The sequence below is a fragment of the Microbulbifer hainanensis genome, from assembly GCF_014904735.1.
Lineage (GTDB): Bacteria > Pseudomonadota > Gammaproteobacteria > Pseudomonadales > Cellvibrionaceae > Microbulbifer > Microbulbifer hainanensis.
On record NZ_JACZCR010000001.1, the window covers coordinates 39829 to 51736 of the forward strand.

Consider the following 11908-nt stretch of genomic DNA (forward strand, 5'->3'; position numbering starts at 1 on the left):
GACTTTTAAAGTGCCCGGTGAGAAATTGCCACAAAAAAGCCCGGCAGTGCCGGGCTCTTTCGTGACGGTTTGGAATTGCCGATCAGATATCGTAATTGAATTCCAGACCGATGATGCGACCGCGATTGAGCGGTGTAAAGGTGGAATTGGGTCCCAGAGCAACCGGACCAAGCATAACCGGTAGCTGGGTATTGTTACCCTCGCTGACTTCATCCAGCATGTTCTTGCCGAACAAGGACAAACTGTAATTGCCTTCCAGCGGCGCAAAGCCAATGCTGAAATCGACCATTTCCACTTCGCTCAACATACCGCGGTTGTTATCCGTATAGGCTGATGCGTCGCGGAAGTTGTAATTGACCCGAGAAGTAACAATACCGAGATTGCCCAGAGCCAGGTCGTGTACCAAACCCATACCGTAAGTCCAGGGCGCCAGGCGAGGAATGTCCAGGCCGAGATCCGTGTCATCTACTACTCCGTCACCACTGATATCCAGCCAGACCTTGTCGTAGTCGCCATCCACATAACCGACATTCATGCTCAGCAGCAGGCTGTCGGACAGCCCCGCCATCATCTCGAATTCAGCACCGCGAATAGTCGCGTCCGCGGTATTGCGGATCAGCTGAGCAACGCCAGCGGTCTCGCTGGGCAGGTTCACTTCACGCTGCATGTTGTCGATGGTGTTGTGGAACACCGCCATATTGGTCCGAACCCGGCCGTCCAGCCACTGAGCCTTGGCGCCGACTTCGAAGCTGTTCTGCTCTTCCTGATCGGTGGGACCGGGTTCAGCACCGGGCACGGTATTGCGCATATTGTAACCGCCGCTGCGGAAGCCCTTGGTCCAGACCGCGTAGGTCTGCGCGCTGTCGCTGAAATTCCACTGCAGGCCGACTTTCGGTGTAAAGGCACTCCAGCTATGGCTGTCGTTGAAGTCGAAGGCCGAACAGCCCCCCAGCGTACAGTCGTTGCCCGGAATGATGGAGGCAATATCTACATCCTTGTCTTCCTTGGAGTAGCGGCCGCCCAGGGTCAGTACCCACTCGTCGTTCAGGTCGATATCCGCTTGGGTGAACACACCCAGGGCCTGGTGATCCTGAACGCCGCCACCGGCATGAATCTGCGGAAACAGCTGATCATAGGGCGGACCCAGCGCCGCCAATACACCGAGAATCTCACGTCTCTCCATGTACTCCAGGTCCTGGCTGAACCAGTAAACACCGGAAGTGATCGAGGTGTTGCCAAAGCGGCCGGCGTAACGCAGTTCGTTGGACACCTGGCTCTGGTCGATGGAACTGCCGGAATGGAAGAGAGGTAGCGGCAGTGAATCGATATCCGCCGCACCGATCATGTCGTACTCCCGCCAGGCGAGAATGTTGGTAATGGTACCGTTACCGAACGCCACATCCTTGTTGTACTCGGCAATCGCCTGGTTCCACTCGGTTTCTGACCAACCCTCTTCGTCGATGGCGATCTCGAAGGAGCCTTCGCTGTTATCCCAGTCGGTCACACCAACTGATGCGGCGATCTGTTGCGAGTAGTCGCCGCGATTCTGTCCCGGCACACCATCGCCGTCCACACGGCCGGATTCGAAGCGCAGCAACAGGTCGCCCGCATCGCCGAGATCCACGCTGAAGCTCGGGCGCATAAACCAGGTGGTCGACGCACCAAAGTGGTCATTGCCGGTGTATTTGTTTTCGAACCAGCCCTGATCGTCGTTGTAATAGGCGGTCAGGCGACCATTGATGTTGTCGGTCAGCTTGCCGGATACCGCACCGGCCACATTGGTTTCCTGGTGATCCGTGGTGGATACGCGGAACTTGCTGGTGAATTCTTCGGTGGGGCGTGCCGTGCGGATCTGCACCGCGCCGCCGGTGACGTTGCGCCCGAACAGCAATCCCTGGGGGCCGCGCAGTACTTCGATGCCCTCGAGATCAAACAGGTCGAGTACCACACCGGCATTCACACCGAGGTACATGCCGTCCACGAATACCCCAACGGTGGGATCGATGGAGGGGATGGAGCTGTTTACGCCGAGGCCGCGGACCGTAAAGTTGGCGGTGCTTTTGATGGTACCCACATCGTCCAGCTGGACGTTGGGCATTTTGAAGGCAAGGCTTTGCAGGTCTTTGGTCTGCAGTGCCTCGAGCTGGTCGCCGGAATAGGCGGTGACCGCCACTGGCACTTCCTGCAGCTTTTCTGCATTGGCGCGCTTGCGCGCGGTAACTTCAACTTCTTCCATGACGGTCGCCACCGCGCCGTCAGCGGCGTGTACCGCTGCCGCGCCACTGGCCAACCAGAGCGTCGCCACTGAACAGGCGGACATCAGGGCAGAAGCGCTTCTTCCATTAAATGGACGTCTCATTTTCTCTCTCCATTGCTCTTTTATTGTTATCGATGGCAACGGGTTCATCGCGATCGGTACTGCACAGCTTCGCTGTTGTTTTTTTATGAAGCCCCGACCAGCAACCGCGCTGAAATCGCACCGACTATTCGTCGATACCAAGAAGATTACACAGAAGTAATGACTAGCGGAAGCAACTTGTTACTACATTTTCGAGCAATTTCCGGGAGTATTTTACCTTCAAGGTAACAGCTCCGCCCCGAAATCGGTCTCTAGTGACAATTGTGCAAGGATTTAAAAAACTCTGTAGTTTTACTACCGGGAAGCGTTACCAATTTGCACCAGAATAGCGCGCTAGTGAAAAGGAGAATTCGGCATGGTATCTGCCCCAACAGTGGCAGCAGAAAATTAGACCAGCGAGTCTTCTTGTTGCTAACCGATCGAAACACGAGACAAACCGAGCCGATGCATCCACATTGGCCCAGTTTTGGCCCGCCAGCCTGCTTCTGATCAGGGGGACAGTCGCGCCGCCTGCCACTCGCCATCCGCACTGCGGCGGTACATAAAACGGTCGTGCAGGCGACTGGCGCCGCCCTGCCAGAACTCAACCGCTTCGGGCACTATCCGGTAGCCACCCCAGAAATCCGGCAGTGGAATTTCACCGTCACCAAAACGCGCTTTCACGGCCTCAAACTGCTCCTCAAGCTGTGCGCGGCTATCCAGCACCTCACTCTGTCGCGAAGCCCATGCCGCCAGCTGGCTCTCCCGGGGGCGGGAGTGGAAGTAGCGCAGTGTCTCATCGCGGTCGAGCGGCTGTGCGCGGCCATAGACAATGACCTGGCGCTCCAGCGACTGCCACGGAAACAGCAGCGAGACCTGGCCGTTGGAGGCGATATCCCGCGCTTTGTGGCTGTGCAGGTTGGTGTAAAAGACGAAACCCCGCTCATCGACCCCTTTCAGCAGTACGATGCGCTGGGAGGGCTGCCCGTTGGCATCCACGGTGGACAGGCACATGGAACTGGGATCCGGCAGCCCAGCTGCCGCCGCCTCTTCCAGCCACTGCTTGAACTGCTCTACCGGACTTTCACACAAGTCGTCCCGCGACAGGCCGCCGCGCAGATACTCCCGGCGCCACTGATCTATTTCCATCAATTTGCTACTCCGTGTGGATCAGACTTACAAGTCCGCTAAGTTTACTCGCCGTCGCGGGAATTCCCAATGCGCGCAATTTTCCGCACGGCAGGCCTGTCCTATGCTCAATTATCCAGTGAATTCTCACGCCCCAGAAGCAGACTCTGCAGCTGCTTGCGTCGCAATTCTGCGCTCGCTAGGCTCACTGCAAATTCGAAACACAAGGATCGGCAAAAGCCATGCCCTCTGCACCCACTTGTGCCCAGGTGTTAATGCGCCTGCTGCGGGACTACCAGGTTGAAAAAGTCTTCGGTATTCCCGGCGTTCACACCATCGAACTCTACCGCGGCCTGCCCGGCAGCGGCCTGCAACACATTACCCCGCGCCACGAGCAGGGCGCCGCGTTTATGGCGGACGGCTACGCCCGCGCCAGTGGCAAGCCCGGCGTGTGCTTCCTGATCACGGGACCAGGCCTGACCAACGCCGCCACGGCCATGGCCCAGGCCTACTCGGATTCGATCCCGATGCTGGTGATCTCTGCGGTCAACCGCCGCGAGGACCTAGGCATGGGCCGCGGCCGCCTGCACGAGCTGCCACGCCAGAGCGATGTGAGCCGCGGCTACTGTATCTGGCAACACACGCTGACTGTTGCGGAGCAGCTGCCGGAGGTGATGGCCCGCGCGTTCCAACTGCTGTCCTGCAGCCGCCCGGGACCGGTCCACATCGAAATCCCCATCGACCTGTTCCCGGCGCCGATGCCCGGCCAGATCGAAGACTACCGCGCCAGCCCGACCGCGGAAGTTCCCGCAGCCAATAGTGCGGCCATTGAAACCGCGCGAGAGTGGCTGCAGGCGGCGGATCGTCCGGTGATCCTGCTCGGCGGCGGCGCCCAGGCCGCCGGACGGCCGGCAACCGCAATTGCCGAAAAACTCGCCGCGCCAGTGTTTCTCTCGCTCGCGGCCAAGGGCATCGTCGACGAGCGCCACCCCCTGTGTGGTGGTGCCAACCTGAGTTTCGACTGTGTGCGCGAACGGGTGGAGAATGCCGACGTGGTGCTGGCGGTAGGTACCGAGCTGGCGGAAACCGATCGCAACCTGGTACGCGCCGACTACGCCTTCGCCGGCAAACTGATTCGCATCGACATAGACCCGGCACAACTGGTCTGCAACGCCAACCCGGACCTGGCGATTTGCGCCGATGCCGAAGCGGCACTTCAGCAGCTGGATGCCGCGCTCAGCCCCTGTGACAACGCCAGGCAACAGGCTGTTGCCGCCGAACTCGCACAGACCCTGCAGGAGTGCCGCAAAGAGTGGTGGCCCGGATCGGAAGAGCGTTTCCCCTGGGTCGAGGCGCTGCGCGCCGCGCTGCCGGAACAGGGTATCCTGGTGACAGACTCCACCCAGCTGGCCTACAACACCAATCACGCGCTGCCGCTGTACCATCCCCGCAGTCACCTCACCTGCACGACCGGTTACGGCACCCTCGGCTTTGCCCTGCCCGCCGCCATCGGCGCCAGGCTCGCCGGCCCGCGGGACGTACTCGCGCTGATCGGCGATGGTGGCATGATGTTTACCGTCGGCGAACTGATGGTGGCCGTGGAACAGCAACTGCCGCTGCCTATCCTGGTGTGGAACAATGCCGGCTACGGTGAGATCCGCGACTTTATGGATGACGCCGGGGTTGATCGTGAAGGCGTCGAGCTCCGCACCCCGGATTTCGTTGCCCTGGCCAGATCCTGTGGGGCAGAGGGACAGCGCATCGATCGACCGGAACAACTGGTGGACGCCGTTGCCGAAGCCCTGCAGCGAAAGACCCCGACACTGATAGAAATAACCGCGCCCTGAAGAGCGCAAAACGGAAGAGCGTTATGACAGATTTTACCCAGGTGCATACGGATAAACTCTATATCAACGGCCAGTGGCAGGACTCCCGCGGCGGCGACCTGCACACTGTGGTCAACCCGGCTAACGAGGAAGTCATCTGCCAGGTGATCCAGGGTTCTGCCGAGGATGTCGATGCCGCCGTGGCAGCGTCGCGCACCGCATTCAAATGCTGGAAGAACTCCTCCGCCAGCGACCGCGCCGCGCTCATGAATGCCATTGCCGACGGCATGGAAAAGCGCAAGGAAGACCTGATTCAGGCGGTTTCCCAGGCACTCGGCTGCCCGGCGCACATCACCCGGTGGCTGCACGTCGACGGCCCCATTTACGCCATGCGCTACTACGCCGAGCGGGCCTCCATCATGGAAAAAACGGAGAAGGCCTCCCACTCGCTGATTATCCGCGAACCGATCGGTGTCTGCGGATTTATCACCCCGTGGAACTACCCGCTGCACCAGTTCGTCGGCAAGGTGGCACCGGCACTGGCTGCCGGCTGTACCATGATCTGCAAGCCGTCGGAAACGACACCGCTGCAGGATTACGTGATGGCGGAAATAATCGACTCTGTCGGCCTGCCCCCGGGTGTCTTCAACCTGGTACCCGGTGCCGGGCCGATTGTGGGTGCGGCGCTGTCTTCGCACCCGGATATCGACATGGTGTCGTTTACCGGCTCCACCCGCGCCGGGATCGAAGTGGCCAAAGCGGCTGCACCGACCGTCAAGCGCGTCACCCAGGAGCTGGGTGGCAAGTCACCGTTGATCATCACGCCCGACGCGGATCTGCAGGCCGCGGTGCGCTGGGGCTGTGAAGATGTGTTCATCAACAGTGGCCAGACCTGCACCGCACTGACCCGCATGCTGGTACCGGCAGATCGCTATGAAGAGGCGGTAACCATTGCCAAGCAGGTGGCCGAAGAAGTGGCCCTGGGCACTGGCTCCGATGCCTTCATGGGGCCGCTGTCATCGGCGCGCCAGCGCGACATAGTGCGCGGTTATATCGAAAAGGGCGTGGCAGAAGGCGCGCGCCTGGTCACCGGCGGCCCCGAGACGCCGGAAGGTTTCGACCGGGGTTACTACGTCAAACCCACGGTCTTCGCCGACGTCAACAATGACATGGCCATCGCCCGCGAGGAGATCTTCGGCCCGGTGACCTGCCTGATCCCCTACAAGGATATGGACGAGGCCATCGCCATCGCCAACGACACCGAGTACGGGCTCTCCAGCGGCGTCTGGGCCAAAGACGCGGAAAGCGCCCTGCCCGTTGTGCGCCGTATCGAGGCCGGACTCTGTTTCGTCAACGGTGGCGACTTCAATTACGATGCCCCGTTCGGCGGCTACAAGCGCTCCGGCAATGGCCGCGAGTTCGGCGAGGCCGGGCTCGATGAGTTTATCGAACTGAAATCCGTACAACTTCCGGCATAAAATCCTGCGCCGCCCCGTTCGCGGGGCGGCCTGTTGACTGACCATCCAAGCCCCGCTATCTTTGCTCCCACATCCAGAGAGTGGCTGACGCCAACGCCAACCTGCCGACCGGGGCAAGGTGGTTTCTCTCTAACCGCACTTCGGTGCAGATAGAGAGGATGGGGCTCATAGAGAGCAATCCAACCGGAATTACGCGAATACCTTTTTCGCCGCTTCCACGTCAGCCCTCCAATTCAGTATTTTTGGAGGGATCATGTCCGAATCATCACTACCCTGCTCAGACGTTATCGAAATCCAGATAGCGAATCAGCGCCGCCGCACCGCCGTACGCGCCGTGCGACGAGCCGACCGGCAATTGCTGTGGCAACTACTGTTCGACAGCGCGGAAGAGGCATTAAAATTCGCCACCAACTGCCGCGCCAGTCATCAGCCCATCACGGCCCACAAAGCCTGCGAACTGGCGGGATGAACTAAACTAAGCGCCGTCAGCGCCGGGCTACATCGCGCCGATCTCGCCTCTGTGGAAGAGACAAGCTATCGGGGCGTCCAGCCGCGTGCCAAAAGCACAACAAAGGAGCAAACAACAACACCATGTCCAAGCCAGAACAATTCTTTCAGCACCTGCGCGACGAACTCAAACAGATCGAAGCGGACGGCCTCTACAAGCGTGAGCGCATCATTACCTCGCAGCAGGCCGCTGAAATCCAGGTCAACAACGACACCCAGGTACTGAACTTCTGCGCCAACAACTACCTGGGCCTGGCCAATCACCCGGACCTGATCCAGGCGGCCAAAGACGGCCTCGATCAATACGGTTTCGGCATGGCGTCGGTGCGCTTTATCTGCGGAACCCAGGATATTCACAAGGCGCTGGAATCCCGCCTGTCAGAATTCCTGCGTACTGAAGACACCATCCTCTACACCTCCTGTTTCGACGCCAACGGCGGCCTGTTTGAAACGCTGCTGGGCCCCGACGATGCGATCATCTCCGATGCACTGAACCACGCTTCCATTATCGACGGCGTGCGCCTGTGCAAGGCCAAGCGCTTCCGCTATGCCAACAACGATATGGCGGAGCTGGAAAAGCAGTTGCAGGCGGCCGACGCGGCCGGCGCGAAAACCAAGCTCATTGCCACCGATGGTGTTTTTTCCATGGACGGTGTTATCGCCGACCTGAAATCCGTCTGTGACCTGGCGGATAAGTACAATGCCCTCGTGATGGTCGACGACTCTCACGCGGTAGGATTTCTCGGCGAGCACGGCCGCGGCACCCACGAATTTTGCGATGTGATCGACCGTGTCGACATCATCACCGGCACCCTGGGCAAGGCGCTCGGCGGCGCCTCCGGCGGCTTTACCTCCGGCCGCAAGGAAATTATCGACCTGCTGCGCCAGCGCTCCCGCCCCTACCTGTTCTCCAATTCCGTCGCGCCGGCCATCGTGACCGCATCGCTGAAGGTGCTGGATATGTTGATGGAAGGCGGCGAGCTGCGAGAACAACTGCGGGAGAATTCCGCCTATTTCCGCAAGCGCATGAGTGAGGCCGGCTTTACCCTGGCCGGCGCGGACCACCCGATCATTCCAGTGATGATCGGCGACGCCGCTCTGGCGCAGAAAATGGCGGACAAGATGCTCGAACGCGGTATCTATGTCGTCGGCTTCTTCTACCCGGTGGTGCCGAAGGGCCAGGCCCGCATCCGCACCCAGATGTCCGCCGCGCACACGAAGGAGCAACTCGATCAGTGCATCGACGCCTTCGTGGAGGTAGGCAAGGAACTCAACATCATTTAAACCAATCAGCCCCGGCCCGGGTTTTGCCACAAGCAAAGCCCGGGCCTTGTGCTGGCCGGCGGATCGCCGGACCAGAATCGGGAAGTATTATGAAAGCACTGTCAAAACTGAAATCTGAACCGGGTATCTGGCTCACGGATGTGGACGTCCCCGAACCCGGTCACAACGACCTGCTGATCAAAATCCACAAGACCGCGATCTGCGGTACCGACATGCATATCTACAACTGGGACGAGTGGTCGCAGAAAACCATTCCGGTTCCCATGGTGGTGGGCCACGAATATGTAGGCGAAGTCGTCGGTATGGGGCAGGAAGTGGCCGGTTTCGAAATCGGTGACCGCGTCTCCGGCGAAGGCCACATTACCTGCGGTCACTGCCGCAACTGCCGCGCCGGCCGCCGCCACCTGTGCCGCAACACCTACGGTGTGGGTGTGGATCGCCAGGGCGCCTTTGCCGAATACCTGGTTATTCCCGCGCTGAACGCGTTCAAGATCCCGGACAACATCTCCGACGAGCTGGCTTCCATTTTCGACCCGTTCGGCAACGCCGTGCACACTGCCCTGTCATTCGACCTGGTTGGCGAAGATGTGCTGATTACCGGTGCCGGTCCCATTGGCATCATGGCCGCGGCGGTTGCCCGCCATGTTGGTGCGCGCCATGTGGTGATCACCGATATCAACGACTACCGTCTGGATCTGGCAAAAAAAATGGGCGCCACACGCACCGTCAATGTCAGCCAGGAAAAACTGCCGGACGTCATGAAGGAAATCGGCATGACCGAGGGCTTCGACGTGGGGCTGGAAATGTCCGGCGTTCCAGTGGCCTTCCGCGATATGCTCTCCGCGATGAACCACGGCGGCAAAATTGCGATGCTGGGCATTCCCTCCGGCGAAATGGCAATCAACTGGAGCGAGGTGATTTTCAAAGGCCTCGTCATCAAGGGCATTTACGGCCGCGAGATGTTTGAGACCTGGTACAAGATGGCGAGCCTGATCCAGTCCGGCCTCGACCTGACACCGATCATCACCCATCAATTCGGTATCGACGACTTCCAGAAAGGTTTCGATACCATGGGCTCCGGTGAATCGGGCAAAGTGATCCTGAACTGGCAGTAATCAGCAGTTACTCGGGGGTGGCCGACTGGCTACCCCCGATTGCCAGCCCCCTCCTCTACGATATTCCCCGTGCAATGGCATCAGGCCGGTATGGTGTGCAACCGTTTCGCATTCCTTTACGATAGCGGCAGCATAATAAAACCATAAAGCAGGTCGCCATGTCCGCAATCACCTTCCGTCCCTGTACACCGGCGGACGCCGACGCAGCCATTCCCCTCATTTACAGCTCCGGCCCCGCAGCATTTGATTACGCCTTCTGCGACCGCCACCAGCAAGAAGCAAAAGCGTTCCTGCACCGGGCATTTGTACGGGGAGTTTCGGAATTCGGTTACCGGCAACATATCGCTGCGATCCTGGACGATCGGCTGGTCGGCATCGGCGCGGTGCGTTTCGCCGAGCAAAATCTCCCGTTCACCTTCGCCGCCCTGCGGGACATAGTGACTTTCTATTCGCCACTGGCTGCAGCGCGCACGGTGATTCGCGGGCTCAAAACCGAGCAGGTCATCCACCCTCCCAGGCGGGGTGTGGGCATTGTCTACCACCTCGGTGTGGCACCGGAGTGCCGCAGCCGCGGCATCGGCCGACAGTTGGTCGCGTACCTGATACAAGAAATGCGCAAACGGAAGCTGCCCACTGCCGCGCTGGATGTCGCCGCCACCAATCCCCGCGCGCTGGCACTGTACGGAGACCTGGGATTCACTCCCTGTAAAACCCGTGTAGGCAATCTCTGCTCGACGTTCGGGCGCGTAGTGGATCACACCTATATGGAGTACGCGCTGGACTACAGTGAACAGGCGGCCACAGAGAGTTAGGGGCAGCGCATCCGGCCACCGAATTTTGTATCGACATGCCCTGGCGAAGGATTGCGAAATTGGTAAGAATCATCGTTCTGATCGCGGTCATCCTGGGCCTGCTGGCATTTGCCGGCTATCGGTATTTCTCCGGACGCGAATATGAAATCCGTATCCCCGAATCCGAGATTCAGGCAAAGCTCAGCGAAAAGCTGCCGCGAACCAAAACCTATCTGGGTCTATTCCAGCTGACCCTGAAGAATCCGAGAGTACAGCTGCTCGAGGACAGCGGCCGGATCCGCGCGGGTCTGGACCTGCAGCTGACCATCAAACTCGGCGGCAGCCGCGAACCGCTCAGCGGCTCGGTCGATGCCTCGGGCCTGCTGCGCTATGCCCCTGAACAGGGACAATTCTTTCTGGCCGAACCACAGATTGAACAGCTGCAGATACAGGGCCTGCCGGACAAACACAGTGGCAAGGCTCGGGCCGTCATCACCGCCGCCTTAACCGAATACTTTGCCAGCCACCCCGTCTATCGACTGAAGAAAGACGACGCCAGGCAGGCCGCCGCCCGGCTGGTGTTGAAAAATGTCGCCGTCAGCGGTGACGAGCTGGTGGTCACTATGGGGCTATGAGAGACCCCCTCGTATTGCGCCCGCTTAAATTCCCTAGACTGACTCCTCAGTTTCCATCAGCAGCTTCTAGACTCTGTTAAATGTCCGCCTAAACATGAATTGCGCGCCAGCCTGCCAGCGGTTCACCCAGCTGCACCTGTCGCTGCCACAACAGAGGATTCCACATGAAGGCAATACAGCGTTTTGCGATATCCGCGGCCGCCCTCCTACTCGCCGGCCTGGCGCACGCCGACGTCGTTATCGAAATGCATGCAGTCAGCAAAGACGGCGTGGGCAAGTCCCTCGGCAAGGTGGTCGCCACCCAAACCCGCTATGGTGTGGTTTTCACGCCGATGCTGGAGGGAATTCGGGTATCGGCACCGGGACTACACGGCTTTCACGTACACCAGAACCCCAGCTGCGCGCCCATGGAGAAAAACGGCAAGATGGTGCCGGCACTCGGCGCCGGTGGCCACTACGACCCCAAGTCGGCCAACCGCCACAGTTTCCCCTGGGGTACCGGCCACCTCGGCGATCTGCCGGCGCTGTTTGTGGATGAGAACGGCACGGCCAACAGCCCGGTGCTGGCGCCGCGCCTTAAACTGTCAGACCTGAAGGGGCGATCGCTGATGATTCACGCCGGTGGCGACAACTATTCGGACACTCCCAACCCCCTTGGCGGCGGTGGTCCGCGCGTGGCCTGCGGCGTAATTCAGTAACAGCGGGTTTTCCGTGAAGCGCTTGCTGGTACTGCTGATCGTCGTGCTGTTTTTACTGGCGCTGGGCGGCACCATCCAGCAGTGCAGTAAAGCCCGGCGCCAGGCCGA

At 59.9% G+C, this 11908-nt stretch carries 10 protein-coding genes and 1 riboswitch; of the genes, 8 read left to right on the top strand and 2 right to left on the bottom strand.

Features of this window, described 5'->3' with window-relative positions; all coding sequences use genetic code 11:
- Positions 1–82 precede the first annotated feature (82 nt).
- Positions 83–2359, bottom strand: coding sequence for a TonB-dependent receptor (locus IG168_RS00145; protein ID WP_193161103.1), 2277 nt, complete (start codon positions 2357–2359; stop codon positions 83–85).
- A gap of 489 nt (positions 2360–2848) precedes the next feature.
- Positions 2849–3487 (bottom strand): pyridoxamine 5'-phosphate oxidase, encoded by a 639-nt coding sequence (gene pdxH, locus IG168_RS00150; protein ID WP_193161158.1) that lies wholly within the window; start codon positions 3485–3487, stop codon positions 2849–2851.
- A 221-nt stretch (positions 3488–3708) separates the two neighbouring features.
- Here pdxH and IG168_RS00155 point away from each other — a divergent pair, with 221 nt between their 5' ends.
- The 8 genes from IG168_RS00155 to sodC all read left to right on the top strand — a co-directional run bounded on the left by IG168_RS00155 (position 3709) and on the right by sodC (position 11800).
- Entirely contained in the window at positions 3709–5313 is a 1605-nt protein-coding gene (locus tag IG168_RS00155) for a 5-guanidino-2-oxopentanoate decarboxylase (RefSeq protein ID WP_193161104.1), read from the top strand.
- Positions 5314–5336: 23 nt separating this feature from the next.
- Positions 5337–6770 carry an aldehyde dehydrogenase family protein gene (locus IG168_RS00160; protein ID WP_193161105.1) on the top strand — a complete coding sequence of 478 codons (1434 nt, stop codon included), beginning with the start codon at positions 5337–5339 and terminating at the stop codon, positions 6768–6770.
- A 64-nt stretch (positions 6771–6834) separates the two neighbouring features.
- Positions 6835–6962: riboswitch (SAM-I-IV-variant riboswitch) on the top strand.
- Positions 6963–7023: 61 nt separating this feature from the next.
- The gene (locus IG168_RS00165; RefSeq protein ID WP_193161106.1) at positions 7024–7239 is read left to right on the top strand and encodes a hypothetical protein; all 216 of its coding nucleotides are present in this window, start codon (positions 7024–7026) and stop codon (positions 7237–7239) included.
- Positions 7240–7361: 122 nt separating this feature from the next.
- Complete coding sequence (locus IG168_RS00170; protein ID WP_193161107.1) at positions 7362–8561, top strand: glycine C-acetyltransferase; 1200 nt, start codon at positions 7362–7364, stop codon at positions 8559–8561.
- A gap of 89 nt (positions 8562–8650) precedes the next feature.
- Positions 8651–9676: an L-threonine 3-dehydrogenase gene (gene tdh / locus IG168_RS00175; protein ID WP_193161108.1), complete on the top strand. Its 1026-nt coding sequence runs from the start codon at positions 8651–8653 to the stop codon at positions 9674–9676.
- A gap of 158 nt (positions 9677–9834) precedes the next feature.
- Complete coding sequence (locus IG168_RS00180; RefSeq protein ID WP_193161109.1) at positions 9835–10488, top strand: GNAT family N-acetyltransferase; 654 nt, start codon at positions 9835–9837, stop codon at positions 10486–10488.
- A 59-nt stretch (positions 10489–10547) separates the two neighbouring features.
- Positions 10548–11102, top strand: coding sequence for a DUF1439 domain-containing protein (locus tag IG168_RS00185; RefSeq protein ID WP_193161110.1), 555 nt, complete (start codon positions 10548–10550; stop codon positions 11100–11102).
- A gap of 164 nt (positions 11103–11266) precedes the next feature.
- Positions 11267–11800, top strand: a complete 534-nt coding sequence (gene sodC, locus IG168_RS00190; protein WP_193161111.1) for a superoxide dismutase family protein — start codon at positions 11267–11269, stop codon at positions 11798–11800.
- Positions 11801–11908 lie beyond the last annotated feature (108 nt).